This is a genomic window from Ruegeria sp. (assembly GCF_965199275.1).
GTDB lineage: Bacteria > Pseudomonadota > Alphaproteobacteria > Rhodobacterales > Rhodobacteraceae > Ruegeria.
Map to the genome: position 1 here is coordinate 37,059 of NZ_CBDAQX010000015.1, position 26,899 is coordinate 63,957.

Below are 26,899 nucleotides of genomic sequence, written 5' to 3' on the forward strand. Positions count from 1 at the left end.
AACCCGGATGTTGGACACTCAGCAATCAATCCGGGGACGCTCGCGTCAATAACAAGGGTTGGGCAGTCGCGTGGGCCTTTTGGAGTCTTATCGCATGAGGTTGCGGCGCAAGCGCCGTCTCGTGCGCTGCGTCAAAAGACGGCGTGAGCTAAAGCCCATCAGCACCAATACCGCCGCAATCCGCCCGGACGATGTGTTGCTGATGAGCGTTGTTCGTAACGAGAAGATCCGCCTGCCCTTCTTTCTGGAATACTACCGCAAGCTGGGCGTGAACCATTTTCTGTTTGTCGATAATGACAGCGACGACGGCAGTCTCGCGTTTCTGCGTACGCAGCCAGATGTCTCGGTCTGGCAGACGAAAACCAGCTATAAAAAGGCGGGGTTCGGGTTGGACTGGTCCAACTATCTGCTGCGCAAATACGCGCATGGGCATTGGGTTCTGACCGTCGATCCGGATGAGTTCTTTATCTATCCGTTTTGCGACACACGCCCGATCAGCGCGCTGACGGATTGGCTGGACAGCTGTGCGGTGCGCAGTTTCGGCACCATGCTGATCGACATGTATCCCGAAGGTCCCGTAGACGACGAACCCTACCATGAGGGTCAGGACCCGTTTGAAATCGCGCGTTGGTTCGATGCCGGGAACTACATGATTTCCAAGAATCCCGAATATAAGAACCTATGGATTCAGGGTGGCCCAAGGGCCCGTGTTTTCTTTCAGGACACCCCCTCGAAGGCTCCGGCGCTGAACAAGATACCCTTAGTGAAGTGGGATCGGCGCTATGTCTATATCAGCTCGACCCATTCGCTGCTGCCGAGGGGTTTGAACCAAGTTTATGACGAATGGGGTGGGGAAAAGACCAGTGGCGCGCTGCTGCATGCCAAGCTGATCAACACGCTTGGCGACAAGGCGCGCGAAGAGATGCAGCGCAATCAGCACTATCGTGGTTCCGGTGAGTACAAGGCCTACGCCAAACAGTTAGAGGAGCAGCCCGTTTTCCGCTGCGATTGGTCGGAACAATACATCAATTGGCGCCAGCTTGAGATTCTGGGCCTCATGTCGAAAGGCAACTGGGCATGAGTTCGCTGGGCATCGTCATGCTGGTCCACACGGCTCTGGACCGGGCCGAGCAGGTCGCCCGCCACTGGACCGCCGCGGGCTGCCCGGTTGTGATCCACGTGGACGGCAAGGTCGCCGAAAAGACGTATTCAAGCTTTGTCGCCTCCTGTGCGGACAACCCTCTGATCGGTTTCTCGGATCGTCGTACTTGCGATTGGGGCCGTTGGGGTATCGTGGCCGCCTCACAATCCGCATCCGAGCAGATGCTGGAGGCCTTCCCAGACGTGCGGCATGTCTTCCTGTCGTCCGGCGCCTGTCTGCCTCTGCGCCCGGTGCAAGAGCTGATCGACTACCTTTCCGACCGTCCCCGCGTCGATTTTATCGAAAGCGCTACAACCGCTGATGTCAGCTGGACGATCGGTGGGCTGGACCATGAACGCTTTACCCTGCGCTTCCCGTTTTCCTGGCGCAATCAGCGCAAACTGTTTGACGCCTATGTAAAACTGCAACGGGCGACCGGCATGCGCCGCCGCATTCCCGATGGCTTGACTCCGCATATGGGCAGCCAATGGTGGTGCCTGACCCGGCAGACCCTCTCGGCCATTTTGCAGGACCCCAGGCGTAAGGTCTATGACCGCTATTTCCGCCATGTCTGGATACCGGATGAAAGCTATTTTCAGACCCTCGCGCGCCTCTATTCCACGCATATCGAAAGCCGGTCACTGACCCTGTCGAAATTCGATTACCAGGGGCGGCCCCACATCTTTTACGATGATCATCTGCAATTGCTACGCCGGTCGGACTGCTTTGTTGCCCGTAAAATCTGGCCCCGGGCCGAGAGACTTTATCACTCTTTCCTGACCGACCAGTCCAGCGCGATACGACCGGCCGAGCCTAACCCGGGCAAGATCGACCGAGTCTTCTCAAAGGCGGTCGAACGGCGCACCCATGGGCGTGATGGCCTCTATATGCAAAGCCGCTTTCCCCGCCACGGGAGCGAGAACGGATTGACGGCGGCGGGGTATTCGGTTTTTCAGGGCTTCTCGGACCTGTTTGAGGAGTTCGAAACCTGGCTGGAGACTACGACCAACACTCGCGTCCACGGGCACCTTTTTGCTCCGAACCGCGCCGAATTCGCTGAGGGTGAGTCGATCACCAATGGCGCGCTTAGCGACAGTGCCACGTTGCGCGACTATAACCCCAAAGCTTTCCTGTCGAACCTGATCTGGAACACGCGCGGCCAACGCCAATGTTTTCAGTTCGGCCCGCGGGACACGCAGGACATCAACTGGTTTCTGGCGCGGGACAAGAACGCGCAGATCTCGGTGATTACCGGGGCGTGGGCGATCCCGCTGTTCCGGTCAAACATGAACTTCGCCGATATCCGGTGCGAAGCCGCCCGCTTGCAACAGATCGAGAGCAAACAGCTTGAAGTGCTGAGCTCGGTTTGGACAAAGGCGCGTGTACGGAGCTGGACACTGGCAGATTTCATTGAGGCCCCAATGGAGCCTCTTCAAACCATTCTGGACGAGATCGCGCCACAGACGGCTCGCCACCTGACCGAGGCCCCGCTGATGGTCGATCTGGCGGGCTTTGGGCAGTTTCTCCAGAACCTCAAGAACCAGGGCATGCATCCGCAACTGATGGGCGATTTCCCCGTCGATGATGTGTTTGGAACCCGCACCAAGCCTTTCCGCAAACCTTATCTGGTGCAGTGATCCCCGATGGCCGGTCTCTTTGAATCGTTCGTGATCCTGGGTGCGATGCGCACCGGATCAAACCTGTTAGAGGCCAACCTGAACCGGATCGACGGCCTCACCTGCCATGGCGAGGCCTTCAACCCGCATTTCATCGGGCGGGTGAAATCAGACCAGATTCTGGGTCTAACACTGGACGAAAGGGACGACGATCCGGACAGACTTCTAGCAGCCATCCGCACGGCCCCGGACGCGTTGCACGGCTTTCGGTATTTTCAGGACCACGACCCGCGTGTCCTGCCTGAGGTCGTGAACGACCCTCTCTGCGCCAAGATCATCCTCAGCCGCAATCCGCTGGACAGCTATCTGTCGCTGAAGATCGTTCGGAAAACCAAGCAATGGCAGTTGAAGAACATCAAGCGCCGGTTGGAGGAAACAGTCGAATTCGACGCGGCTGAGTTCTCGGACTACGTCGACGCCCTCGCCTCTTATCAGACGTCTCTGCTGAACCACCTGCAAAGATCCGGTCAGACGGCCTTTTACATCAACTATGATGACCTGGGTGATCTTGAGGTTTTGAACGGTCTCGCCAGGTGGCTAGGAGTCGATGGGCGGTTGGATGCGCTGGACGATACGCTCAAACCGCAAAACCCGTCAGCCGCTGTGACCAAAGTGACCAACCCGGACGAGATGGCGCGCGCAGTGTCAGGGATGGACCGTTTCGCCTTGTACCGCACACCGGATCTGGAACCACGACGCGCGCCAAAGCTGCCAAAATGTATCGCGGCTCCGACAACACCGCTTCTGTTTTTACCTATTCCCGGTGTATTAGAGCCTGTTATTGCCCAGTGGCTGACCCGGTTGGATGGGTGCGACGAGGGCGCATTGCACGACACCACAGACGCGGTCGAAAGCTGGATGCAAACCCATCCTGGGCACCGCAAATTCACCGTTCTGCAACATCCAATCGCCCGCGCGCATAGTGCCTTTTGCGACTATGTTCTGGCCAAGGACCATGAGGACTATGCCGATATCCGCCACATGCTGCGAAACCGATTCAAACTGCCGATCCCCGGACAGTTGCGTGAAAAGAATTACTCGAAAGACCAGCACCATGCGGCGTTTGCAGCTTTCCTGACCTTCCTGCATCACAACCTGAACGGCCAGACTCCGATCCGAGTTGATGCGATGTGGTGCAGCCAGTCAAAGGTGATCGAGGCGATGGTGCCTATCGCCTTACCCGACCTGATTCTGCGAGAGGATGACCTACAGACCGCTCTGCCCGATCTCGCAACAAGCTTGGGGAACGCAAACCCACTGTCAATCGGCATTGAATAATGACCCCCCATCGGCGTCCAAATTTGACCCCCCTTGGAGCTAAGAGGGGCGTTGAGGGGGTCGTGTTTAGGTTGATTCAGGAGGGGGTGGACAGCAGGTCAAACCGAAAAGAGAGCGTAGCTCGACTGAAGGTTTGACCTGCTGTCTGTTTTGAATTTATTCCCCGATTTCGAGGTTAGTCGCGGTGGTTAATTCGCCAGCTTTCGTTCCCGGTTTCGATGATATCGCAATGGTGTGTCAGTCGATCCAGGAGAGCAGTGGTCATTTTGGCATCTGTGAACACACTCGGCCATTCAGCAAATGCGAGGTTGGTTGTTAGCAGAATAGACGTTCGCTCGTACAGTTTGCTGATGAGATGGAAGAGTAATCGTCCACCAGACTCTGCGAACGGCAGATAACCGAGTTCGTCTATAATCACGAGGTCGACGCGGATCAGCTGCTCGCTGAGCCGCCCGGCGTTGCCTTCGCGATGTTCAGCCTCCAGCTTGTTCGCGAGATCCACAGCGCTGAAGAACCTGACCCGCCGGCGGTTATTGACCGCGTGGCCCCCGATCGCTGTTGCGAGATGCGTTTTGCCCGATCCGGTTCCACCGACCAGCACGCCATTCCTGGCCTGGTCCATAAAATCGCCGTCATGAAGATTGCGCACGACTTCCTCGTTGACGGGGCTGACCGTGAAGTCGAACTCAGGTAAGGACTTGCAGACCGGGAACTTTGCGGCACCCATCTGATACCGGATCGAGCGCGCAGTCTTTTCGGCCAGTTCGGCCGTGAGGAGTTCGGCCACGACCTGTTGGGGCCGCCAGTTGTTTTTGGCTGCGGCCTGCATCACTTCGTCAAAGCAGTTGACGATGCCTGGCAACTTCAGTTGACGGGCAAGTTCGAGAATTTCCTTACGCAGTTGCATGGGAGCCTCCAAGCCTGTCATAGCGAGCGCAATCCGCGATCGGTGCCATTTTCAGCTGCAGGTGGGCAGGCGGCTCAATCGCCTTTGGCGGCGGGGGATTGGTGCGCCGAGAGACAATGTTCAGGATCGCATCGGCCTTGCGCAGGCCAGATTTTAGAGCTTCTTCGCAGGCAGCCTCGACCACATCAATGTCGTGCTGGTAAGCAGCGAAAAGAATATCGGCAAGTTGCCGGTCTCCGTCGGATGTGCCCCGCAGATGGGTCCAGATCTGCGTCATTGCCGGTGGTAGGTCCCAGTCACGGAACGGTGCTCCATTGCGCAGAGCGCCAGGCTTGCGCTTGAGGACGGGCACATAGTGCCAAGGGTTGAAGATCGTTTTTCCTCGGCCGAAGCACCGTTCGTGCTCTCCGACAATCTCACCGTCTTGGCGCAGGACAATCCGCGTGGCGTAGACCTGCAACTGGACCTGACGTCCAACAGCTCTTGCCTCAACGCTGTATTTGTTTCTTTCGAAGTTGATCAGGCAGGTTCGGCTCACGGCGACCGTCTTTTCACGGAACCCGACGAAGGGCTTCTGCAGATGCGTCAGCAGCGGCTTTTCCTGCTGGAACTCCTCCCAGACCGTCACCTCCAGGTTTTCCGGATGCCGCAGTTCTTTTGCGCGTTTGATCGCGTCTTTTTGCAGCCGGGCATTCAATTCATCGAAGTCGGCCACCTCCAGACGCGGTGTAAAACTATAGGCGCGGCTCTCCTTGACCAGATTCTCAACCTGACCCTTCTCCCAACCGGCCGCGCGCGTACAGGCGATCGGGTTCACCAGATGATGAGAACACATCCGGGAGAATGCCTTGTTGAACTTTCTTTCCTTGCCCGACAGGATCGCATCGACGGCGGTCGTCATGTTATCGTAGATCCCGTTGATGCAGCCTCCTATGATGATTGTCAAGCATGACATTGATTTTGTTTGATTTTAAATTCGACAAAATCGTCGAAGACCCAGCCGTTCTTGAGCGTGTCATAGATGATCTTGAGCAGCTTGCGGGCAGTGGCTATGATCGCCTTGCCCGCGCCACGGCGTTCCTTGATGCGCCGATAATGGCTGTTGAGATATCCCGAATAGCGGATCGCGATGAGCGTACATTGCACCAGCGTGGTGCGCATGAGCTTGTTGCCGCGCTTCGTGATCCGCCCGTGATGTTCGGTTTCGTTTGAGTTGCTCACCTTGGGCACGATGCCGACATAGGCGGCCAGCTTGTCCGCGTCGGAGAAGTCTTCAACCCTGCCGATCCCCGCCAGCAGGACCGCGGCAGATCGCGCACCGATCCCCTTGATGCTGGTGAGCCCCTCAAAGCCTTTCATGGCCGAGGCGGCCTCCTCGATGGCCTTGTCGAGACGGCTCAGGGTTTCGGTCAGGCCGAGCGCCTGGTCCCGCAATGCCGCCAGTTCGACCTGCTCAAGCGGTGTGAAGCGGCTGAGATCCAGGTCGCGCAGGCGCTTCTTGCTGGACAACCCTTCCTTCTTCAGCTTCATGCCGTGGCGGACAAACATCGCGTGGATGCCGTTCAGCAGCATGGTGCGCTGTTTGACCAGCATGTCACGCGTCCGGGTCAGCGAGGCCAGTTCGCTTTCCTGAGTGGACTTGAGCCGGGTTTCCGGCAGCATGTCCTTCGACAGGAAAAACGCCAGGGCGCGGGCATCGTTGCGATCGGTTTTCTTCACCGATGTGCGGATCACTTTAAACTGGCGCGGGTTGACCACAACGATCCGGCCGACACAGGGTTCCACCTCACCGCAGAACCAGGCCGTGTTGCCGGTGGCCTCGACCGCCAGTTCGTCATCCGCATCAAGGCTCTGACAGAACTGCTCAAGCGCCTGCGCGGACAGTTGAAAGGTTTGGAATGTTTCCGATCCGTCCGTCTCACGCCGACAGATCGTGAAGGAATTCGTATGAAGATCGACACCTATGTAAGCCATGGCTATACTCCCTGCTCAAGGAGGCGGAGCCCCCAATGGGGCGTGAACGGCCAAACCAAGCTCCTATGCAGGATCACCGGCCAAAACCGGGCCCTATGGGGGCTGTTCGGAAACAGGCGAAGGCTAAGCTCCACTACAGGGTCACAATGCCCTACGAAAACATCCAGCCTGAAACCTATCCGCCTCCCCGAATCCTCTAACAGATTCAGGGCGTTTGGCCGATCACAAATCATTCATACCCCCTCCACCAAAGAATTTGAAGGCCTCGTCGTGGGCATCAAAGACCATCTCCTGCGTCTCGCGCGGATAGGCAATGGAGAATGGCATGCGGCTATGGCAAAGTTTGAAATGGGCAACCTTCACGGTCGTGAGTGCACCGTCCATCAAAACCGTCTCCACACTCCAGTCGAACTGGTACGCCTCCCCAGGATCAAAGATCAGCGGGATGAACGCCTGCGCCTGTTGTCGGCCGTGCGCAATGCGCCAATTCTTTGTGTAGCGTCGAACACTGTCATACCCGCCGCCAAAACCATCATCGGAGAGTTCCTTCCAGATTTTGGTCATCCGCTTGCGGTGTTTCTTCGGAAGCGCCTCGTTCTCCTCAAGCGTTTCATCCAGACGCGCGCGCCAAGGCCCGAGCACCGGGTATGGCTGCGATTTGCGCTCATATTTGAACTCCGTCACTCCCGATCGGATTATCTTTCGAACCGTTGCACGGCTCAAATTGAGCGAACGGCAAATTTCCTTGATGCTCTTTTTTTCGATCAGGTGTAAGCGACGCACTTTTCTAATAGTTTCCACGCAAATCATCCCGCTTGCCTCTCCATCGACTGCTCAATGAAAAGGATGTCTACAACCATAGGGAGGGGTCAAATTTGGACGCCGATTTCCCCGCTTAGGGGGTCAAAATTGCACGCTTTTCTACAGCATGCTGAACATCGACCTCAAGCGCGAAGTGCCCGAAGCGCTGAAACCGCGCCGGATCCAGATCTCCTCTGGCAAGGCCATCGAAAAAGATGTGGTTGATGCCAAGGCCGTGAACTAACACGCCTTAAGCTTCTGCGGCGGTCTCCTCCTCCCTGACTGCCGCAACACCCGCCCCGCGTTCCTCCAGGCGCGGGGCGTTGTTTTTTGGCGCTACCCAAGGGCTCCGTTCCCTGATCAACCGCGTGGCTTTCCTGTTCCGATCCGCCTATAAGTGAATGAAAAGACCAAGAGCAGTCAGAGGTCATGCATGACCCTATTGGGCATCACATGTCAGAAGGATGACGGGCCGTTTCTGCTGGAATGGCTGGCCCATCACCTTGCGGCGGGCGTCGACCGGTTTCTGGTGCTGAGCCACGATTGTTCGGATGGGTCGGATACGTTGTTGCGGGCGCTGGCACAGGATGCGCGGATTGAGCATCTTCCCTTCATCCCCAAGGGCAACAAGGCCGTGCAGTGGCAGGCGCTGAAGCTGGCCTCGGATCACCCGGCTTACGCTTCGGCCGACTGGGCGTTGTTTTTCGATTGTGATGAATTCTTGTGCCTGCAGGACGCTTCGCTGCCCGATCTACTGACCCGGTTCGAGGCAGCATCGGGGCTCTTCGATGCCCTTGCCCTGCCGTGGCGGTTCTTTGGCACGGGTGGTCAAGTACAGCGTGGCAGCGGTTTGACGCCCGAGAGGTTTACACAAGCCGCGCCAGAGGATCTGCATTTTCCCCTCGGCCACCTGTTCAAGACGCTCCACCGTCCGGCGGCGTTTCAGAAGCTGGGGGTGCATCGGCCCCGCAGCAAACCGTCAAAACCTGCGCGTTGGATCGGACCGGATGGGGCGGACTTGCCTGCGGGCTTTGCGGGGAATGACGGCGCGATTTCGCTCTATGGTCTGCCAATGGGCGCGCGTCAGGTCTGGCTGAACCACTATGCCCTGCGCTCGCGCGAAGAGTTCATGGTCAAACGCGTGCGCGGTTTGCCGAACCACATGGATCGCGAGATTGGGATGACCTATTGGGCCGAGCGCAACTGGAACACGGTCGAAGAGACAAGCATTTCCGCAATGATGAATGCGACCCGGGCTGTTTATGCCGACCTGATGGACCTGCCCGGCGTAGCCGCCGCGCATGAGGCCTGCCTGAACTGGCACCGTGCCAGCTATGCGGCCCTGCAGCAAGACATCGAGGCCGTGCGGCTGGAGTTCCGCCTAGGGCTGGTCAACAGCATCCCGCCCTCCGCTCAAGAGGGGGCTGCGTTTGTTGCCCGGCAGGTCTCGCTTTTGTCAAAGGCGGCCGAGTGATGGGGCTGATCGAACGGCAACTTGCAGGTCAGGATCTGGGTGTCGCGATCCTACTCGATGCGGTTGTGCATCAGGATGGTGGCGCGCAAATCGTCAAGTTGTTCTTTGATCGTTTGATAGCACCCGAGGATGTCATCTCCTATGATGATTGTCAAGCATGACATTGATTTTGTGTCGCTAACACGCGATATGTCCGGTGTATGTAACATGCGATCTGTCCGGTTCTATTCTGTCTCTGAGAGGAGGCGTTATGAACCGAGCAGAAGTGTTACAGGAAGTTCGACTGATGAAGTTTGAAGATGTGTATTCGCGGCGAAGCGCGAACAAGCTGACGCAAGAACAGGCGGCTGAGATACTGGGTGTATCCGTGCGCACCGTCAGGCGTTGGGAGGATCGATTTGAGGCGGATGGTGCAGAAGGTCTGTACGACCGTCGGCTTGGCAAACTGGCCAACAATCGTGTTGCCACGGATAAGGTCATGGAGATGCTTGAACTGTTTGATACCAAGTACTGGGATTACACGCCGAAGCATTTCCACGAGAAGCTGGTGGCCCACCATGGTTTCACACAGAGCTACAACTGGGTGCGGCTTACACTGCAGCGCCACGGCCGGGTTCAGGCAGCACCCCGACGAGGTGCCCATCGGCGCAAGCGGCCCCGCCGTCCGATGGTTGGCATGATGTTGCATCAGGACGGCTCCAGCCATGAATGGGTTCCGGGTCAGTGGTGGGATCTGATCGTCACCATGGACGATGCCACCAACCGGGTTTATTCGGCATTCTTTGTCGAGGAAGAAGGGACGATGAGCAGTTTTCAGGGGCTGACAGAGGTGATCGAGGCGCAAGGTCTGTTTTGCTCGCTCTATGCCGATCGGGGCTCTCATTACTGGCATACGCCCGAAGCGGGCGGCAAAGTGGACAAGGACAATCTGACCCAGGTCGGGCGCGCCTTGCAGCAACTCGGCATTGAGCTGATCCCGGCCTATTCACCGCAGGCCCGTGGACGGTCTGAACGCATGTTTGGCACGTTCCAGAACCGATTGCCGCAGGAACTGCGGTCCCATGGGATCACAACCATTGAAGAGGCCAATCAGTTCCTGAAAGAGGTCTATCTTCCCGAACACAATGCCCTGTTTGCAAGGGAGCCGGAGGATACGACCTCGGCCTTCGTGCCGTTTACAGGCAATGTGCGCGACACCCTGTGTGTGCAGGAAGACCGCGTCGTCGGCAACGACAATACGGTGCGCTACAAGGGCCTGGTCATGCAGATCGCGGCAGACAGGCACCGTCATCATTTCGTCAAGGCGAAGGTCAGGGTCCACGAATACCCCGATGGTCAACTGGTCATCTTCCACGGCCCGAGATGCATTGGCCGCTACCAGCCTGACGGATCACCCATCACACAGGAGGATAGCAAACACAAAGTCGCGTGACCCGCTTCGACGTGGCGCGAACGCGGTGGCCCAAATCTACGGTCGCCTACGGCTCCCTCCGAATTGGGCCACCGCGCAATCAACTGAAGCGGACAATTGGCATGTTACCTACACCGGACAATTCAGAATGTTCTCGACAGCATGACATTGATTTTGTTTGATTTTAAATTCGACAAAATCGTCGAAGACCCAGCCGTTCTTGAGCGTGTCATAGATGATCTTGAGCAGCTTGCGGGCAGTGGCTATGATCGCCTTGCCCGCGCCACGGCGTTCCTTGATGCGCCGATAATGGCTGTTGAGATATCCCGAATAGCGGATCGCGATGAGCGTACATTGCACCAGCGTGGTGCGCATGAGCTTGTTGCCGCGCTTCGTGATCCGCCCGTGATGTTCGGTTTCGTTTGAGTTGCTCACCTTGGGCACGATGCCGACATAGGCGGCCAGCTTGTCCGCGTCGGAGAAGTCTTCAACCCTGCCGATCCCCGCCAGCAGGACCGCGGCAGATCGCGCACCGATCCCCTTGATGCTGGTGAGCCCCTCAAAGCCTTTCATGGCCGAGGCGGCCTCCTCGATGGCCTTGTCGATACGGTTCAGGGTCTCGGTCAGGCCGAGCGCCTGGTCCCGCAATGCCGCCAGTTCGACCTGCTCAAGCGGTGTGAAGCGGCTGAGATCCAGGTCGCGCAGGCGCTTCTTGCTGGACAACCCTTCCTTCTTCAGCTTCATGCCGTGACGGACAAACATCGCGTGGATGCCGTTCAGCAGCATGGTGCGCTGTTTGACCAGCATGTCACGCGTCCGGGTCAGCGAGGCCAGTTCGCTTTCCTGAGTGGACTTGAGCCGGGTTTCCGGCAGCATGTCCTTCGACAGGAAAAACGCCAGGGCGCGGGCATCGTTGCGATCGGTTTTCTTCACCGATGTGCGGATCACTTTAAACTGGCGCGGGTTGACCACAACGATCCGGCCGACACAGGGTTCCACCTCACCGCAGAACCAGGCCGTGTTGCCGGTGGCCTCGACCGCCAGTTCGTCATCCGCATCAAGGCTCTGACAGAACTGCTCAAGCGCCTGCGCGGACAGTTGAAAGGTTTGGAATGTTTCCGATCCGTCCGTCTCACGCCGACAGATCGTGAAGGAATTCGTATGAAGATCGACACCTATGTAAGCCATGGCTATACTCCCTGCTCAAGGAGGCGGAGCCCCCAATGGGGCGTGAACGGCCAAACCAAGCTCCTATGCAGGATCACCGGCCAAAACCGGGCCCTATGGGGGCTGTTCGGAAACAGGCGAAGGCTAAGCTCCACTACAGGGTCACAATGCCCTACGAAAACATCCAGCCTGAGACCTATCCGCCTCCCCGAATCCTCTAACAGATTCAGGGCGTTTGGCCGATCACAAATCATTCATACCCCCTCCACTGAGGGCGGCGTGCTCGAGGAGACGGGGGCTGTGGGCGACGCGCGCATCCTGCGATATCGCCTGCCGCTGAACGCCCGCCCTCGGTTCACGATCTGCGGGGAGCCCTCTGATCTAACCTGCGCGCCCTCCGAATGCGCGCTGTTTGAGGGACAGAACGCGTTTATCGCTCAACGCAACGGCGAAAGTGCTGAGATCGTGTTGCAGTGGCTGGCCTATCATATCGAAACGCAGGGGCTTGAGGCTGCAGTGATCCTCGACCGTGCCCCTCCCGGTGCAGAGAATGGGTTTGCCGCCGCGCTTCGCGAGGGCCTGGAAAGCCATGCCTTGCCCTGTCAGGTGGTTCTGGTCCAAAGCCCTGTCCCGCTGGGCAAACCCGACCTTCCGCCCGAGGCGCACCCGTTTTGCGTCAGCGAGTCTCCGGGCAAGGACCGGATGAAGGTCCCGCCCCCCAGCCCATGGGACGGCCCGCTTGGCGCGTTTTCGGTCTATGAAATCTTGCGCATCCGGTTTCTGGCGCAGGCGCGCGCCGTGGCCAACATCGACGTACATGACCTGATGGTCGAAACAGATATATCCGTCTTCGACGCAGCCGTCGCAGCCGAGGGCGGTCTAATCGCGCTGTTCGGGCGGCATTGCTATCCATGGCGCGTGCGAGCGGGCCAAAAGGCGCATTTCGGCGATCATATCTGCGTGCAGTTCGATGCGTCTGGCGGTCGGCAGCGCTGGTGCATCGCGCCGGCCAAATCTGCCCCAGATGCGGTCTGGCGGTTGGTCCGGGTAGGAAATGCGCGCCCGGATTCGACCCGAACCATGGAATTCTACCGCCATATGCTGTTGCGGCACCCAACACGCTCGATCTCGAAAATCGTGCCCAAGACCTCTCTGATCGAGCATGAGCCACTGTTGCATTTGTCCACCACGACCTGGGGGCACAAACCGGTGCGGATGCCCGAGCTGGAGGTCACCTCAAAGGAAACAGGGCGCGGGCGTTGTGCCATCGTGACCACGATGAAGAATGAAGGTCCGTTCATTCTGGAATGGCTCGCCTATCACCGTGCCATCGGGTTCGATGATTTCCTGATCTACACCAATGACTGCACAGACGGCACCGATACGATGCTGGAGATGCTGCAAAGCAAAGGTCTGGTTCAGCACCGAGACAACCCGTTCCGTCAGATGGACATGCGCCCGCAGCACGCGGCCCTGCATTCCGCGGATGATGAGCAGATCGTCAGGGATGCCACGTGGGTCGCCTGCATTGATGTGGATGAATACGTGAACATCAAATGCGGCGACGGCACTCTGGACGCGCTGTTTGCCGCGGTGCCTGACGCCAACATGATCGCGATGACTTGGCGTCTGTTCGGCAACGGCGATTCGCACGAGTTCGAAGACAGGTCCATTATCGAACAGTTCCAGCGCTGCGCCCCTGAATACGCCCGCAAACCGCATCAGGCCTGGGGGTTCAAGACGCTATTCCGCAATATCGGGCTGTTCCGAAAGCTGGGTGTACATCGCCCCAAGGGCCTCAATCCGCAATTGTGGGAGGAGATCAACTGGGTCAACGGGTCCGGCGCGCCGATGCCGCGTTCGATGTTTCGCAATGGCTGGCGCTCCACGATCAACACCTATGGCTATGATCTGGTGCAACTGAACCACTACGCCGTTCGTTCGGCCGAGAGCTTTCTGGTCAAGCGTGACCGGGGCCGGGTGAACCATGTTGAGCGCGATCAGGGCCTCGCCTACTGGTTCCGTATGAACAACAACTACGCCGAGGATCATTCCATCGCGCGTATGGTGCCTGCGATGCGGGTGGAGTTGGACCGCCTGCTCAGCGATCCCGAGATCGCCGCCGCACATGCCCATTCGGTAGATCGCCACCGGGCCAAGATCGCGGAGCTGAAGGCCACGCCGAACTACGCCGCGTTCTACGCCGAACTGACCGGCGCGCGCCTTGAAAAGCTTGCGCGTCTGCACCGGCATTTCGGGGCGAATGTGTTCCTCAAAGGTCCTTCATCCATTCCGGATGACGTGCTGGAACGTGACCCCGACAAGGATTGGTTCTTTACCGTCGATCATGACGGGGAAACCCAACATTAGAGCCTAAAGCGCAGCTTTCAGTCCGTTTACCAGCTCATCCATTTCCGGATCCAGCTTCATTGAGGCTGCTTTGCGCCGGTGCCATTCGACCGCCCGCGCGTGCAGAGCGCTCAAAACCGGGTCCGATTTCAGTTCCTCCGCCAGTTTGTTGCTTTGGGGGGCGTAGCGCTCGATCGAGGTGTCTTTTTCGTCGTTGAGGTTGAACCTGTCCCAGTATTCCATACCCAGCACGTGGTGGCTGTGGTTCGCCCGCCCGCGCGCGCGTTTGATCAGAAAACTCTCCATCGAACGCAACGCGTAGTGGTTGACCTGCGCGTGGGTAAACAGGGGCGGGTTCTCGGTGCGGGCGCCATCAACGACGTAGTCCGCGCCGCCGGGCAGAACACGCTTCGTGTCCGAGACATGCTCATCAAGCGACACTGGCGCATGCAGGCCCATCCGCTTGAATTTATGCTGGTTGGTGTAGAGAGACTTGACGAATTTACCGGTTTTGGGCCGTTCCTCTGCGTCCCATTCAAGCTCGCCCATGGTGAATTGCTGGGTGACGGGCGCATCGTCGAACCGCTCGATATGGTCCGGACCGAAGACCCGCCAAGGGACCGAGATCACATCCGCATCCGCACCAGACCCTTCGACCAGCGCGCGAGCCGAGCCATCGCCCATATGGATATTCAGGTACTCATCCACATCGCAGACAAAGACCCATTTGGCATCCATCACGATGTCGTAGCGGCGCGAGGCCTGCCGCAGGGCCGAACGGTGAATCCCGCCGCCGCGAATGATCGTGTTATGCTGAGTGACCAGCCCCATCTCTTGCAGGCGCAGAAGGATTTCGACGGTGGGATCAGTGCAGTCATTCGTGCAGACCAGAATGTGGTCAAAGCCCAGCGTTTTGTAATGCGCCACCCAATCGATGATGTAGGGGCCTTCGTTTTTCATCGTGGAGACGACTGTATAAGTCTCGTTGCTCATGACTGTCTGCTCGCTTGCCTGCCTTGGCGCCTGGGTCTTATGTATGCGGCGAAAAACGGGATGCAGCAAGGTCACGCCCCGCCAACTATTCGCGCCTGCTGCGTAATCTGGCGGTACCCAAGCGCGGCGCAAGACCTTAGGATCAAGAAAACGACGCGTGTGCCAAAATACACGCAGGCACAAGGATACGCGGATGGCACGCACGCGCGAGGTTGGCACGTTATGGATCGGTGGCCCGCTCAGTTGGCTTGAACAGCTGTGCCTGAAATCCTTTGTGGACAAAGGGCAGAAGATCACCCTGTTTTCCTACGAGGATATCCCCAACGTCCCCGATGGCGTGATCCGTCGTGACGGGCGCGAGATCATAGATACCGACGATTTCATCAAATACGAACAGAAGAACTCATTCGCGCTGTTTGCCGATTGGTTCCGGCTGCACATGATTCAGAAATGCCCAGGCATGATCTGGATCGACACGGATGTCTTCTGCCACCGTCCCATGACCTATGACAGCGACTATGTCTTTGGGTATGAGCTGCCGGCCTCGCCTCGGATTAACAACGCGGTGCTGGGAATGCCCTCGGACAGTGAGCTACTGCGCCAGATGCTGGACTTCACCGAGGATCGCTATTCCATTGCGCCGTTCCTGCCGAAGGCGAAACAGCGCGCCATGCAGCAGGCGGCGGAAACTGGCAACCCGGTTCACATTTCGCAGCAACCATGGGGTGTCTGGGGGCCGATGATGGTGACCCATTTTGTTCACGCCTTGGGTTTGGAAAACCACACCCTTCCGGTCAGCGCCTTCTACCCGGTCACATTCCCCGAGCGGAACACGTACTTACGTCGCGTGATGCGGGCCAAGCGGCAGATGACCGAAGACACCACGGCGCTGCATTTGTGGGCCTCGAACAAGCGCCAGCTGGGCAATCAACATGGCGGCCTGCCGCCCAAAGGCAGCTACCTTGCTAAACTTGTGGCCGAGACGGGCATCAACCCCGCCCTCGCGCCGATCAAAGGGCGCGGGCACTTGGTGTTTGACGGTGCGCTTATTGATGAGGTCGACCTGACCGAGGTCCGCTCGGTCGCGGATCTGACCGGCAAGGCGCGCAGCTTTGTTCTTGCGCTGCATCACAAGTTCGATTGCGACGTCAAGTTGGTCGACGTCAACCGTCGCGGCAAGTTCAAATCCGAAGAGGAGCCGTGGATCGCCGACTATGTCGCCTTTCTGACCGATCATGAGGTTGACCGGGACCGGATCGAAATCATCACCTCCCAGGACCGGCTCAAACCGGTGGATGTGCTGTGCAATCTCCAAGGGTTCGGCGATCACTATAGGGTGCCGTTCCTTGAGAAATTCCTGACCCGGATGCTGCATTCCGACACGCGGCTGTTCATGGATATCCGCAAAGGTTCGGGCGCGTTTCCCTTCCTCAAGGCCTTCGGGACCAATGAAAAGATCGCCACGCATGAGGTTGACGGGCACGAGATCACCCGCGTGAAGGTCCTGCCCAAACCGCCGGAACCCACCGATGCCGCAAGCAGCTGGGCGCGGATCGCGACGGATTTGGCCGGAAAGGACGGCTGGTATAGGCCGGGCGAGAACGGGCACTCGCTGCTTTTTATGCCGCGGTCCAAGGACACTCTCGTCGTGACTTTCGACAATCTGGACGTGGCGATGAACAACCGCAAAGACCGCCGCCCATGGGGATATTCTTTCATCAAAGAGCAGAACTGGTCGATGCTGTCGGCCATTGCAGGCGGGTGGACCTGGTATCGCGAACCCTGGGTCTATTACCAATTCGATGAGTTGAAGCAGAGCGGGTTCTTCAAGCAGTTTCAGCGCGTTGTGTTCTATGGGGCCTCGATGGGCGGCTATGCGGCCTGCGCCTTTTCTCCGGCTGCACCGGGCTGCGATGTGGTTGCGATCTCACCGCAAAGCACGGTCGACAAGTCCGTCGTGCCGTGGGAGACGCGATATAAAACCGTGTGGGATCGGGACTTTTCCGGCCCCTATGGCGATGCCGCGCAGGTCAGTCAGGCCGCGCAGCGGGTGTCGATCCTTTATGACCCTTATGAGCCGCTGGATGCGGGCCACGCCGCGCGGTTCACGAATACCAACGTCTCGCATCTGCGTGCGCCGCTGCTGGGGCATCGGTTGGGGTCCTCTCTGCTGCAGATGGGTATCCTGCACCCGATCATTCTGGGGGCGTTGAACGGAACCTTGACCGAGGCTGAGTTCTACACCCTTCTGCGCGCCCGCAGACAATTCCCGCGCTATCAGCGAGAGCTGTTCAATCGTGCGGTCAAGAAAGGGCACAAGGACCTCGCCCGTCGCCTGGGGGCGCATATCCTGAAACAAAACCCCAACCGGGCCGTGCGGCTGGGGTTGAAGGAACTGGGTTAAGGGCGGCTATCAGGCGCGTTTTTCGCCGATGGTCGCAACGCCCAGAATATCCAGAACCTTGGCTTCGATCTGTTCGGCATTCATGCCCGCCACCGCATACATGTCCGCCGGGCTGGCCTGATCAATGAAGATGTCGGGCAGGACCATCGAGCGGTATTTGAACCCGCGATCAAACACGCCTTCGTCGGCCAAGAGCTGCGCGACGTGGCTGCCGAAACCGCCAATGGCGCCTTCCTCGATGGTGATCAGTGCCTCGTGGTTTTCGACCAATTCAAGGATCAGATCGCGGTCCAGCGGCTTGGCAAAACGTGCGTCCGCAATAGTCGGGGTGATGCCGCGCGCCGACAAGGCCTCGGCCGCTTTCTGAACCTCGGCCAGACGGGTGCCGAAGGACAACAAAGCCACGCGCGCGCCTTTCTGGATCAACCGGCCTTTGCCGATTTCGATAACCTCGCCCCGCTGGGGCAGGTCGACACCAACGCCCTCTCCCCGGGGATAACGGAACGCAATCGGGCCGTCGTCATGGGCTGCTGCGGTGGCCACCATATGCATCAGCTCGGCCTCATCTGCGGCGGCCATCACCACCATGCCCGGCAGATTAGCCAAATAGGCAATATCGAAGGACCCGGCATGAGTGGCGCCATCCGCGCCAACAAGACCGGCACGGTCGATGGCAAAGCGCACCGGCAGGCGCTGGATTGCCACGTCATGCACAACCTGATCATAGCCGCGCTGCAGGAATGTCGAATACATCGCGCAGAAGGGTTTCATCCCACCTGCAGCCAGCGCGGCACTGAAGGTCACGCCATGCTGCTCCGCAATCGCCACGTCAAAACAGCGCGAGGGGTAGCGTTCCGCAAACAGGTTCAACCCGGTACCATCGGGCATGGCGGCGGTGACGGCGACGATCTTGTCATCGCGTGCGGCCTCTTCCACCAGCGTTTTGCCAAAGACCGAGGTATAGGACGGCGCGTTTGAGGGCGCTTTTTTCTGTTCACCAGTGACCACATCGAACTTGGCGGTCGCGTGGCCTTTGTCGCGAGCCTGCTCGGCCGGGGCGTAGCCCTTGCCCTTTTTGGTCAGTACGTGGATCAGGATCGGCCCCGTGGCCCGTGCCTTGACGGTGCGCAGAACCGGCAGCAACTGGTCCATGTCATGCCCGTCAATCGGGCCGAGGTAAGAGAACCCGAGCTCTTCGAACAAGGTCCCGCCAACAGCCATCCCTTTGAGCATCTCTTTCGCGCGTTTGGCCCCTTCGCGGAATGGCTCGGGCAGCAGAGAAACCGCGCCTTTGGCAGCGGCCTTCAGCTCGTGAAACGGTTCCTCGGCGTAGATGCGCGACAAGTAGGTCGACAGAGCGCCGACGGGTGGCGCGATGCTCATTTCATTGTCGTTCAGGATCACGATCAGGCGCTTTCGCAGGTGGCCTGCGTTGTTCATCGCCTCAAACGCCATGCCCGCAGACATCGAGCCGTCACCGATCACCGCAATCGCATCGCCCAGCCCTTCTGGCGTTACACCGCCCAGATCACGCGCGACGGCAAAGCCCAATGCGGCGCTGATCGAGGTGCTGGAATGCGCCGCGCCAAACGGGTCATAGGGGCTTTCACTGCGTTTGGTGAACCCGCTGAGGCCCTCTTTCATGCGCAAGGTGCGGATACGGTCGCGCCGTTCGGTCAGGATCTTGTGCGGATAGCACTGATGCCCCACGTCCCAGATGATCTTGTCGCGCGGTGTGTCGAAGGCCGCATGCAGCGCCGTCGTCAACTCTACCACACCAAGGCCTGCGCCCAGATGCCCGCCGGTGACCGACACGGCCGAGATCGTCTCGGCCCGCAATTCCTGCGCCACCTGATGCAGTTGCGCATCCGAGAACTGCTTCAGATCCGCAGGGCGGTTCACAAGGTCCAGCAGTGGCGTATTCGGACGGTCAGACATTTGGCGCGTTCCTGGCTTAGCTGTCCCGGGCAATAACGAAGCGAGCAGCGTCCTTCAAGGTTTCAGCCTTGGCGCCGTACCCATCCAGCGCGGCGCAGGCTTCGCCCACCAGCTCTGCTGCACGGGCCTTGGCTGCATCCATTCCCAGAAGCGAAACAAAGGTTGCCTTGCCCGCATCTGCATCTTTTTGCAGCCGTTTTCCGGCCTTTTCGGCATCGCCCTCGATATCCAAGATGTCATCGGCGATTTGAAAAGCAAGCCCAAGGGCTTGGGCATATTGGCGCAACGGGGTCGGATTAGCCTGCGCCAACCGAGCGCCCGCACAGGCGGACCATTCGATCAACGCCCCCGTCTTGCCTGCTTGCAGCCGTGTGATGTCGTCCAGCGACAGAGGGGCAGAGGCCGTTTCAGCCGCAATATCCAGTGCCTGACCGAGAACCATACCCTGCGCCCCACTTGCCTTGGCCAGAGTCATCGCCAGTTCGGCGCGAATCTCGGGCTTGCCGACGTCAGGCCGCGTGCAAAGCTCAAAGGCCTGGGTCTGCAAGGCATCCCCGGCCAGAACAGCAGTGCCTTCGTCCCACTTCACGTGAACCGTCGGGCGCCCGCGCCGCAGGTCATCGTCATCCATACAGGGCAGGTCATCATGGACGAGGGAATAAGCGTGCAACGCCTCAATCGCGGTCGCGGGCCAGATCGCCTGCGTGGCACTAACGCCATGCAAGCGCGCGCTTTCCAGAACCAGAAACCCCCGCAGACGCTTTCCGCCTTCGGTGGCGTAGGCCATGGCCCGCGTCACATCAAGATCGTCAAGTTCCCCCAGAACCAGATCAAAATGGCTCTGAACCCGCGCCGCATCCTGCGCCAGCCTGTCGCGAAACATTTACTGACCTTCGACTGGAGTCGTCCCGGTTGGCTGCCCGTTGGCGTCCAGCGTAATCGCGGCGACTTTTTCCTCAGCGCGCTTTAACTCATCTTCGCAGCGCTTTTTCAAAGCCGCGCCGCGTTCATAGAGCGCAATCGACTGATCCAGCGCCACGTCACCGCGTTCCAATTGGCCGACTACGGCCTCAAGCTCTTTCATCGCCTGTTCAAACGTCATCTGCTCAACGGGGGTATCGGTCATCGTGCTGCCTTCATCAGTTCTTCCACATGGGCGCGTGTCGCCTCGGCCAATGCGTTCAGATCATACCCGCCTTCGAGAGTCGAGACGATACGGCCCTCACAAACCTCGTCGGCGATCTTGCACAGCTCAGACGTGATCCAGGCGAAGTCGCCCGTGGAGCAGTTGAGATTGGCCAGTGGATCGTCCTGATGGGCATCAAACCCGGCCGAGATAATGATCAGTTCGGGCTTGAAGGCTCTCAGGCGCGGGAAGGCCTGCGACTCATAGGCTGCGCGCATCTCAGCCCCACCGCTTGCAGGTGCAGGGGTATGTTCAGAACCGTGTCGTAAGCCCCGGTTTCATCGGGTCGACCGGAGCCTGGCCATAAGGGCATCTGCTGGCTGGTGATCACAAGCGCGCGTTTCTCGTCCCATAACAGGTCTTGCGTGCCATTGCCGTGGTGTACATCGAAATCCACCACCGCAACACGGGCCAGCCCGTGATGATCCAGCGCATGTTTCGCACCCAAAGCTGCATTGCCGAACAGGCAAAATCCCATCGCCTTGTCGGTTTCTGCGTGATGACCCGGCGGGCGAATGGCGCAGAATGCGTTCGGGACTTCGCCGGACAGCACCAGATCCACCGCCCGAACAACGGCCCCAGCGCCCCGATACGCGGCATCGACCGACCCCGGAGACATAAACGTATCCCCATCAATCTGCGTAAACCCTTCGGCAGGCCGCGCGGCCCGGATATCTCGGATATAGTCCTCAGGGTGAATCCGCAGCAAATCATCATCCGCCACCATCGGAGCGGTCCTGCGGTCCAGATCCAAAGCCTCCAGCGCGTGCAGAATATGCTCCAGCCGCGCCACCCGCTCAGGGTGACCATCGGGGGTCACATGGCCCAGACAATCTGCGTGGGTGAACAAGGCCGTCTTCATCGGGATCCCCTCTTCATCTGGCTAAAAATATCTTCGCCGAAGGCATAAAATCGCCGCGTAGCGGCCCGGTCAATCCGGTGCCAGCATATAATGTCGCTAACACGCGATATGTCCGGTGTATGTAACATGCGATCTGTCCGGTTCTATTCTGTCTCTGAGAGGAGGCGTTATGAACCGAGCAGAAGTGTTACAGGAAGTTCGACTGATGAAGTTTGAAGATGTGTATTCGCGGCGAAGCGCGAACAAGCTGACGCAAGAACAGGCGGCTGAGATACTGGGTGTATCCGTGCGCACCGTCAGGCGTTGGGAGGATCGATTTGAGGCGGATGGTGCAGAAGGTCTGTACGACCGTCGGCTTGGCAAACTGGCCAACAATCGTGTTGCCACGGATAAGGTCATGGAGATGCTTGAACTGTTTGATACCAAGTACTGGGATTACACGCCGAAGCATTTCCACGAGAAGCTGGTGGCCCACCATGGTTTCACACAGAGCTACAACTGGGTGCGGCTTACACTGCAGCGCCACGGCCGGGTTCAGGCAGCACCCCGACGAGGTGCCCATCGGCGCAAGCGGCCCCGCCGTCCGATGGTTGGCATGATGTTGCATCAGGACGGCTCCAGCCATGAATGGGTTCCGGGTCAGTGGTGGGATCTGATCGTCACCATGGACGATGCCACCAACCGGGTTTATTCGGCATTCTTTGTCGAGGAAGAAGGGACGATGAGCAGTTTTCAGGGGCTGACAGAGGTGATCGAGGCGCAAGGTCTGTTTTGCTCGCTCTATGCCGATCGGGGCTCTCATTACTGGCATACGCCCGAAGCGGGCGGCAAAGTGGACAAGGACAATCTGACCCAGGTCGGGCGCGCCTTGCAGCAACTCGGCATTGAGCTGATCCCGGCCTATTCACCGCAGGCCCGTGGACGGTCTGAACGCATGTTTGGCACGTTCCAGAACCGATTGCCGCAGGAACTGCGGTCCCATGGGATCACAACCATTGAAGAGGCCAATCAGTTCCTGAAAGAGGTCTATCTTCCCGAACACAATGCCCTGTTTGCAAAGGAGCCGGAGGATACGACCTCGGCCTTCGTGCCGTTTACAGGCAATGTGCGCGACACCCTGTGTGTGCAGGAAGACCGCGTCGTCGGCAACGACAATACGGTGCGCTACAAGGGCCTGGTCATGCAGATCGCGGCAGACAGGCACCGTCATCATTTCGTCAAGGCGAAGGTCAGGGTCCACGAATACCCCGATGGTCAACTGGTCATCTTCCACGGCCCGAGATGCATTGGCCGCTACCAGCCTGACGGATCACCCATCACACAGGAGGATAGCAAACACAAAGTCGCGTGACCCGCTTCGACGTGGCGCGAACGCGGTGGCCCAAATCTACGGTCGCCTACGGCTCCCTCCGAATTGGGCCACCGCGCAATCAACTGAAGCGGACAATTGGCATGTTACCTACACCGGACAATTCAGAATGTTCTCGACATCCGGTGCCAGCATATAACCTGCTCCGCGAACGGTTTGCAGGTATCGAGGCTGCTTGGGGTCCTGTTCGATTTTGCGGCGCAACCGCGTGATCTGCACGTCGACTGCACGCTCCTGCGCCTGCCCCTTGTCGCGTCCCAGATCCTCGACCAGCTTTGCCCGGCTGATCGGCTCACCTGGCTTGGCCGAGAAGATCTTCATCAACTGGCTTTCCGTCGCGGTCAGACGCACCGGGTCCTCACCCTGCCACATCTCACCCCGCTCAATATCGTAACGGATCGGGCCAAGGGTCAGGATTTTCGCCGCCGCGTCCTGAGCCGGAGCTTCGGGCATCCGCCGCAGAATGGCGTTGATGCGCAGCAACAGCTCTTTCGGCTCAAACGGTTTGGCCAAGTAGTCATCGGCTCCGGCCTCAAGGCCCGCAATTCGATGCTCGGTCTCGCCACGCGCCGTCAGCAAAAGGATCGGAGTGCTGTGTGTCTCGCGCAGCGCTTTGGTCAGGCTCACACCATCCTCGCCGGGCATCATCACATCCAGAACGATCATGTCGAAGTCCAGCCCGGACAGCACCCGACGCGCATGCGCCGCGTCGCGCGCGGCGGTCACCAGAAACCCGTTCCGCATCAGAAACTTCTTCAGCAGGTCGCGAATTCGCTCGTCATCGTCGACGATCAGCAGGTGGGCATCCATATCGCTCATGAGGTCGTATCCCGCAACTTCTTGTAAGCATGACGCATATCAGCATCCATCATTGCTTCAAGTACTTTGCGAAAACCGGCCACGGCCTCGGGGCCTGCATCCTTGTAAGCGGCCCGCATGCGCGCGCGTTGGGCGTCGGACAATGTTGCCTCAAGCGCGCGGCCTTTTTCAGTCAGAAACAGATGCCGCTCGCGCTTGTCGACGGTCCCAACCCGGCTTTCGACCATGCCGTCTTCGATCAGGGTCCGTAGCACCCGGTTCAGGGATTGTTTGGTGACGCCCAGAATGGCCAGCAGGTTGTTGACCGTCGTGCCGGGGGCGCGGTTGATGAAGTGGATCGCCCGGTGATGCGCCCGCCCGTAAGACATTTCCGAGAGGATACGATCCGGATCTGCCGTAAACCCGCGATAGGCGAAAAACATCGCCTCAATCCCCTGCCGCAACTGCTCATCGGTTAGGAATAACAGGCTTTCACCCCTGTAGATCGGGGCGGGGCGGATTTCGGACATATCATGCCTCATGCGTTACTCGGTTTGCAGTTTAAGTCAGCCTTATTGACATTCCAAGGGCAGACAGGTATCGAATCGCAGTTTTTGCGCAAGATTGTGTCCGCTCCGGACCTAACTAGCGCAACATTCGCAAATTCAACCCGGTTCAGGAGGTTTCGCATGGCGGGGTATGATGATCGTGATGGCACCATCTGGTTGGATGGCAAGCTGGTCCCATGGCGCGAGGCCAATGTCCATATCCTGACACATGCGATGCACTACGCCTCGTCCGTGTTCGAGGGCGAGCGCGCCTATAACGGCAAGATCTTCAAGAGCCGGGAACATTCCGAACGCCTGATCGCCTCGGCCGAGGCGCTGGACATGCCGATGCCCTACGACGTGGATCAGATCGAGGCCGCCAAGGAAGAGGCCCTGAAAGCCAGCGGCCTGCAAGACGCATACGTCCGCGCGCTGGTCTGGCGTGGGTCGGGCGAGGATATGGGCGTGGCCTCGGCCAAAAACCCCGTGCGGATGGCTGTTGCCGTCTGGCCTTGGGGGGCCTACTATGGTGACGCCAAGATGCAGGGTGCCAAGCTCGATATCGCCGAATGGAAACGCCCCAGCCCTGAGACCATTCCGGTTCACGCCAAAGCGGCGGGTCTTTACATGATCTGCACCATCTCCAAGCATAAGGCCGAGTCCAAAGGCTGTTCGGATGCGCTGTTCATGGATTGGCGCGGCTACGTGGCCGAGGCCACCGGTGCCAACGTCTTCTTCGTCAAGGATGGTGAGGTCCACACACCGCTGGCAGATTGCTTCCTGAACGGCATCACGCGCCAGACCGTCATCCAGATGCTGAAAGACAAGGGCATTACCGTGCATGAACGCCGCATCAAACCCGAGGAAATGGCTGATTTCGAGCAATGCTGGCTGACCGGAACGGCGGCCGAAGTTACTCCGGTCGGGCAGATTGGCGACTACACGTTTGAAGTGGGCGATCTGACCCGCGAAATCGCGGAAGACTACGAGAAACTCGTCCGCGCCTGATAAGACCTGAAACCCTCGCTTCGGCGGGGGTTTTTGTTGCAGATCGTGCAGAGTATCTTGCAGATCGTTCAACAGCATGGACCTTGACGTGCTGCGCTGTATCTTTGGCCTATGTTGGACCTACTCAGCGATATCCTCACCCGCCTGTCCTTGCGCGGTACGTTCTATTTCCGAACCTCCTTCACACCGCCTTTCGGGATTCAGGTGCCCGGCTTTGAAAACGTGGCCCGGTTTCATTTCGTCCAGCGCGGAGAGCTGAAGGTCCACATCCCGGCAACCGGCGAGACCGTTCGTCTGAAACAGGGCGACCTGATCGTGATCCCGCATGGCGCGCAGCATACGCTGCTGTGCAATGAGGTCAGGCCATTTGACGCTCTGCCATTGGAACAGGTCCTCGACATCGCGGGCTATACCGGTGACGGCGTTCTGGTCTATGGCGGCGGGAACGAAGAACGCGATACCCAACTGATCTGCGGGCATTTTTCCTTCACTGGACCGGCTGGCCGGAATGGCACCGGTCATATGCTGATCGACCGGCTGCCGCCCTACATCCTGATCCAGAATTACGGAGAAGAAGCGGGATCGTGGATCGAGGCCACCCTGCGCATGATCGGCTCAGAAGTGTCCGGCGCGCGGATTGGCGGCGACCTGATTGCCCTGAAACTGTCCGAAGTGCTGTTTGCTCAGGCGATCCGGGCCTATTTGGAGCATCAAAGCCCCGACGATGACGCCTTGGCCGGGTTTGCCGACCCGCGGATCTCGCGCGCTTTGACTGCGTTCCACCAAGCCCCCGCGCAGGAGTGGAGCGTGGCCAGCCTTGCCAATGAGGCCGCGATGTCGCGCACGGCCTTCGCTCAGCTCTTTGCCGAGAAGATGGGAACCACCCCGATGCAATATCTGACGGACTGGAGGATGCAGATCGCCTGCCACGGTCTGACCAAGGGGCGTTGGAACGTGGCCGACGCCGCAGCCGAGGCCGGATATGCGTCTGAGGCGGCGTTTTCGCGGGTGTTCAAGAAACAGGTCGGAGTGTCCCCCGCTGCTTATCGCGAGATGCACTGATCCACCTGCACTCCTGAACGATCTGCAATGTTTTGTAAACGATCTGGGCTGCTACGTTCTCAAGTCAGTTCCTATTCTTGATCTGTCTCTGATTGAGGAAAGGAAATCCAGATGTCCCTCCGTTTTGTCACCCGCAATATTCACGCCTATCTCGACTATCCCGTTGCCATTGCGCTGATGGTGCTGCCCTTTGTGCTTGGGCTGGGCCAATCCAACCCGCTGGCGCTTTGGCTGTCCGTTGTCACTGGCGTTGCCGCTTTCGTCCTGACTGTACTCACCGACCATCACCTGGGGATCTGGCGGGTGTTGCCTTACAAACTGCACCTCGCGGTCGATCTGGCCGTTGGCGTGACCTTCCTGCTGGCCCCCAGCTTGCTCGGCTTTTCGGGAATCGACGCGCTGTTCTACTGGCTGAACGGGGCCGCTGTTGTCGCTGTAATCTCGCTCAGCGCGCCTGAACAGACCGCAGCGGCCTGATTCCAGTCTATCCTTCACTGCTCAAAGCCGCGCCATCTTGCGCGGCTTTTCCCTTTTTAGGGTCTGTTTTTCCGGG

Annotated in this window: 22 protein-coding genes and 3 pseudogenes; 13 read left to right on the plus strand and 12 right to left on the minus strand. The window is 58.8% G+C overall.

Annotation, left to right across the window (positions count from 1 at the left end):
- The first annotated feature begins 94 nt into the window (after positions 1–94).
- The 3 genes from ACOERD_RS11390 to ACOERD_RS11400 are packed head-to-tail and all read left to right on the plus strand — an operon-like array spanning position 95 to position 4,095.
- Positions 95–1,081, plus strand: a complete 987-nt coding sequence (locus ACOERD_RS11390) for a glycosyltransferase family 2 protein (RefSeq protein ID WP_170680709.1) — start codon at positions 95–97, stop codon at positions 1,079–1,081.
- Positions 1,078–2,778: a beta-1,6-N-acetylglucosaminyltransferase gene (locus tag ACOERD_RS11395; protein ID WP_170680706.1), complete on the plus strand. Its 1,701-nt coding sequence runs from the start codon at positions 1,078–1,080 to the stop codon at positions 2,776–2,778. Before ACOERD_RS11390 ends, ACOERD_RS11395 begins: the two co-directional genes overlap by 4 nt.
- A gap of 6 nt (positions 2,779–2,784) precedes the next feature.
- On the plus strand, positions 2,785–4,095 hold the full coding sequence (locus ACOERD_RS11400) for a nodulation protein NodH (protein ID WP_419739101.1): 1,311 nt from the start codon (positions 2,785–2,787) through the stop codon (positions 4,093–4,095).
- A 175-nt stretch (positions 4,096–4,270) separates the two neighbouring features.
- On the opposite strand, the gene istB is transcribed toward ACOERD_RS11400, so the two are convergent.
- The 4 genes and pseudogenes from istB to istA form a co-directional block, all read right to left on the minus strand.
- Positions 4,271–5,002 (minus strand): IS21-like element helper ATPase IstB, encoded by a 732-nt coding sequence (gene istB / locus ACOERD_RS11405; protein ID WP_419737606.1) that lies wholly within the window; start codon positions 5,000–5,002, stop codon positions 4,271–4,273.
- The gene (locus tag ACOERD_RS11410; protein ID WP_419739102.1) at positions 4,989–5,957 is read right to left on the minus strand and encodes a Mu transposase domain-containing protein; all 969 of its coding nucleotides are present in this window, start codon (positions 5,955–5,957) and stop codon (positions 4,989–4,991) included. Before ACOERD_RS11410 ends, istB begins: the two co-directional genes overlap by 14 nt.
- Positions 5,945–6,976, minus strand: coding sequence for an IS110 family transposase (locus ACOERD_RS11415; protein WP_419737763.1), 1,032 nt, complete (start codon positions 6,974–6,976; stop codon positions 5,945–5,947). The genes ACOERD_RS11410 and ACOERD_RS11415 overlap by 13 nt, the downstream gene beginning before the upstream one ends.
- 243 nt (positions 6,977–7,219) lie before the next feature.
- Positions 7,220–7,786: pseudogene (istA, locus tag ACOERD_RS11420) on the minus strand (IS21 family transposase); the annotation flags it as partial.
- 118 nt (positions 7,787–7,904) lie between these two features.
- Here istA and ACOERD_RS11425 point away from each other — a divergent pair.
- The 4 genes and pseudogenes from ACOERD_RS11425 to ACOERD_RS11440 form a co-directional block, all read left to right on the plus strand.
- Positions 7,905–8,021: pseudogene (locus tag ACOERD_RS11425) on the plus strand (heat-shock protein); the annotation flags it as partial.
- A 189-nt stretch (positions 8,022–8,210) separates the two neighbouring features.
- The gene (locus ACOERD_RS11430) at positions 8,211–9,251 is read left to right on the plus strand and encodes a glycosyltransferase family 2 protein (RefSeq protein WP_419739103.1); all 1,041 of its coding nucleotides are present in this window, start codon (positions 8,211–8,213) and stop codon (positions 9,249–9,251) included.
- Positions 9,251–9,412: a hypothetical protein gene (locus ACOERD_RS11435; RefSeq protein WP_419739104.1), complete on the plus strand. Its 162-nt coding sequence runs from the start codon at positions 9,251–9,253 to the stop codon at positions 9,410–9,412. Before ACOERD_RS11430 ends, ACOERD_RS11435 begins: the two co-directional genes overlap by 1 nt.
- 89 nt (positions 9,413–9,501) lie before the next feature.
- Positions 9,502–10,683: an ISNCY family transposase gene (locus ACOERD_RS11440; protein WP_419737600.1), complete on the plus strand. Its 1,182-nt coding sequence runs from the start codon at positions 9,502–9,504 to the stop codon at positions 10,681–10,683.
- A gap of 108 nt (positions 10,684–10,791) precedes the next feature.
- On the opposite strand, the gene ACOERD_RS11445 is transcribed toward ACOERD_RS11440, so the two are convergent.
- Positions 10,792–11,850 (minus strand): IS110 family transposase, encoded by a 1,059-nt coding sequence (locus tag ACOERD_RS11445; RefSeq protein WP_419739105.1) that lies wholly within the window; start codon positions 11,848–11,850, stop codon positions 10,792–10,794.
- Positions 11,851–12,129: 279 nt separating this feature from the next.
- Between ACOERD_RS11445 and ACOERD_RS11450 the strand changes: the two genes are divergently transcribed.
- Entirely contained in the window at positions 12,130–14,199 is a 2,070-nt protein-coding gene (locus ACOERD_RS11450; RefSeq protein WP_419739106.1) for a glycosyltransferase family 2 protein, read from the plus strand.
- A 3-nt stretch (positions 14,200–14,202) separates the two neighbouring features.
- On the opposite strand, the gene ACOERD_RS11455 is transcribed toward ACOERD_RS11450, so the two are convergent.
- Positions 14,203–15,171, minus strand: a complete 969-nt coding sequence (locus ACOERD_RS11455; protein ID WP_419739107.1) for a glycosyltransferase family 2 protein — start codon at positions 15,169–15,171, stop codon at positions 14,203–14,205.
- Positions 15,172–15,364: 193 nt separating this feature from the next.
- Here ACOERD_RS11455 and ACOERD_RS11460 point away from each other — a divergent pair, with 193 nt between their 5' ends.
- On the plus strand, positions 15,365–17,575 hold the full coding sequence (locus ACOERD_RS11460; RefSeq protein WP_419739108.1) for a hypothetical protein: 2,211 nt from the start codon (positions 15,365–15,367) through the stop codon (positions 17,573–17,575).
- Between the two features lie 9 nt (positions 17,576–17,584).
- On the opposite strand, the gene dxs is transcribed toward ACOERD_RS11460, so the two are convergent.
- The 4 genes and pseudogenes from dxs to ACOERD_RS11480 all read right to left on the minus strand — a co-directional run bounded on the left by dxs (position 17,585) and on the right by ACOERD_RS11480 (position 21,561).
- Complete coding sequence (gene dxs / locus ACOERD_RS11465) at positions 17,585–19,513, minus strand: 1-deoxy-D-xylulose-5-phosphate synthase (protein WP_419739109.1); 1,929 nt, start codon at positions 19,511–19,513, stop codon at positions 17,585–17,587.
- A gap of 16 nt (positions 19,514–19,529) precedes the next feature.
- Positions 19,530–20,396 carry a polyprenyl synthetase family protein gene (locus tag ACOERD_RS11470; protein WP_419739110.1) on the minus strand — a complete coding sequence of 289 codons (867 nt, stop codon included), beginning with the start codon at positions 20,394–20,396 and terminating at the stop codon, positions 19,530–19,532.
- Entirely contained in the window at positions 20,397–20,639 is a 243-nt protein-coding gene (locus ACOERD_RS11475; RefSeq protein WP_120634800.1) for an exodeoxyribonuclease VII small subunit, read from the minus strand.
- Positions 20,636–21,561: pseudogene (locus ACOERD_RS11480) on the minus strand (histone deacetylase family protein). The gene ACOERD_RS11475 and the pseudogene ACOERD_RS11480 overlap by 4 nt, the downstream one beginning before the upstream one ends.
- A gap of 169 nt (positions 21,562–21,730) precedes the next feature.
- Here ACOERD_RS11480 and ACOERD_RS11485 point away from each other — a divergent pair.
- Entirely contained in the window at positions 21,731–22,912 is a 1,182-nt protein-coding gene (locus ACOERD_RS11485) for an ISNCY family transposase (protein ID WP_419737631.1), read from the plus strand.
- A gap of 108 nt (positions 22,913–23,020) precedes the next feature.
- Here ACOERD_RS11485 and ACOERD_RS11490 read toward each other — a convergent pair whose 3' ends face one another.
- Together ACOERD_RS11490 and ACOERD_RS11495 are read right to left on the minus strand one after the other, a co-directional pair.
- A complete protein-coding gene (locus tag ACOERD_RS11490; protein ID WP_419739111.1) occupies positions 23,021–23,749 on the minus strand; it encodes a response regulator in 729 nt (242 codons plus the stop codon).
- Entirely contained in the window at positions 23,746–24,258 is a 513-nt protein-coding gene (locus ACOERD_RS11495; protein WP_419739112.1) for a MarR family winged helix-turn-helix transcriptional regulator, read from the minus strand. The genes ACOERD_RS11490 and ACOERD_RS11495 overlap by 4 nt, the downstream gene beginning before the upstream one ends.
- 159 nt (positions 24,259–24,417) lie before the next feature.
- Between ACOERD_RS11495 and ACOERD_RS11500 the strand changes: the two genes are divergently transcribed.
- From ACOERD_RS11500 to ACOERD_RS11510, 3 genes are all read left to right on the plus strand, one after another.
- Positions 24,418–25,284 (plus strand): branched-chain amino acid aminotransferase, encoded by an 867-nt coding sequence (locus tag ACOERD_RS11500; protein WP_419739113.1) that lies wholly within the window; start codon positions 24,418–24,420, stop codon positions 25,282–25,284.
- 111 nt (positions 25,285–25,395) lie between these two features.
- Positions 25,396–26,346 carry a cupin domain-containing protein gene (locus ACOERD_RS11505; RefSeq protein ID WP_419739114.1) on the plus strand — a complete coding sequence of 317 codons (951 nt, stop codon included), beginning with the start codon at positions 25,396–25,398 and terminating at the stop codon, positions 26,344–26,346.
- 111 nt (positions 26,347–26,457) lie between these two features.
- On the plus strand, positions 26,458–26,823 hold the full coding sequence (locus ACOERD_RS11510) for an SPW repeat domain-containing protein (protein ID WP_170459394.1): 366 nt from the start codon (positions 26,458–26,460) through the stop codon (positions 26,821–26,823).
- Positions 26,824–26,899: the final 76 nt, after the last annotated feature.

Excerpts from the sequence above, each read along its gene's own strand:
- ACOERD_RS11390 (WP_170680709.1), top strand. The coding sequence starts at position 95 with ATGAGGTTGCGGCGCAAGCGCCGTCTCGTGCGCTGCGTCAAAAGACGG.
- ACOERD_RS11395 (WP_170680706.1), top strand. The coding sequence starts at position 1,078 with ATGAGTTCGCTGGGCATCGTCATGCTGGTCCACACGGCTCTGGACCGG.
- ACOERD_RS11400 (WP_419739101.1), top strand. The coding sequence starts at position 2,785 with ATGGCCGGTCTCTTTGAATCGTTCGTGATCCTGGGTGCGATGCGCACC.
- istB (WP_419737606.1), bottom strand. The coding sequence starts at position 5,002 with ATGCAACTGCGTAAGGAAATTCTCGAACTTGCCCGTCAACTGAAGTTG.
- ACOERD_RS11410 (WP_419739102.1), bottom strand. The coding sequence starts at position 5,957 with ATGTCATGCTTGACAATCATCATAGGAGGCTGCATCAACGGGATCTAC.
- ACOERD_RS11415 (WP_419737763.1), bottom strand. The coding sequence starts at position 6,976 with ATGGCTTACATAGGTGTCGATCTTCATACGAATTCCTTCACGATCTGT.
- ACOERD_RS11430 (WP_419739103.1), top strand. The coding sequence starts at position 8,211 with ATGACCCTATTGGGCATCACATGTCAGAAGGATGACGGGCCGTTTCTG.
- ACOERD_RS11435 (WP_419739104.1), top strand. The coding sequence starts at position 9,251 with ATGGGGCTGATCGAACGGCAACTTGCAGGTCAGGATCTGGGTGTCGCG.
- ACOERD_RS11440 (WP_419737600.1), top strand. The coding sequence starts at position 9,502 with ATGAACCGAGCAGAAGTGTTACAGGAAGTTCGACTGATGAAGTTTGAA.
- ACOERD_RS11445 (WP_419739105.1), bottom strand. The coding sequence starts at position 11,850 with ATGGCTTACATAGGTGTCGATCTTCATACGAATTCCTTCACGATCTGT.
- ACOERD_RS11455 (WP_419739107.1), bottom strand. The coding sequence starts at position 15,171 with ATGAGCAACGAGACTTATACAGTCGTCTCCACGATGAAAAACGAAGGC.
- ACOERD_RS11460 (WP_419739108.1), top strand. The coding sequence starts at position 15,365 with ATGGCACGCACGCGCGAGGTTGGCACGTTATGGATCGGTGGCCCGCTC.
- dxs (WP_419739109.1), bottom strand. The coding sequence starts at position 19,513 with ATGTCTGACCGTCCGAATACGCCACTGCTGGACCTTGTGAACCGCCCT.
- ACOERD_RS11470 (WP_419739110.1), bottom strand. The coding sequence starts at position 20,396 with ATGTTTCGCGACAGGCTGGCGCAGGATGCGGCGCGGGTTCAGAGCCAT.
- ACOERD_RS11475 (WP_120634800.1), bottom strand. The coding sequence starts at position 20,639 with ATGACCGATACCCCCGTTGAGCAGATGACGTTTGAACAGGCGATGAAA.
- ACOERD_RS11485 (WP_419737631.1), top strand. The coding sequence starts at position 21,731 with ATGAACCGAGCAGAAGTGTTACAGGAAGTTCGACTGATGAAGTTTGAA.
- ACOERD_RS11490 (WP_419739111.1), bottom strand. The coding sequence starts at position 23,749 with ATGAGCGATATGGATGCCCACCTGCTGATCGTCGACGATGACGAGCGA.
- ACOERD_RS11495 (WP_419739112.1), bottom strand. The coding sequence starts at position 24,258 with ATGTCCGAAATCCGCCCCGCCCCGATCTACAGGGGTGAAAGCCTGTTA.
- ACOERD_RS11500 (WP_419739113.1), top strand. The coding sequence starts at position 24,418 with ATGGCGGGGTATGATGATCGTGATGGCACCATCTGGTTGGATGGCAAG.
- ACOERD_RS11505 (WP_419739114.1), top strand. The coding sequence starts at position 25,396 with ATGTTGGACCTACTCAGCGATATCCTCACCCGCCTGTCCTTGCGCGGT.
- ACOERD_RS11510 (WP_170459394.1), top strand. The coding sequence starts at position 26,458 with ATGTCCCTCCGTTTTGTCACCCGCAATATTCACGCCTATCTCGACTAT.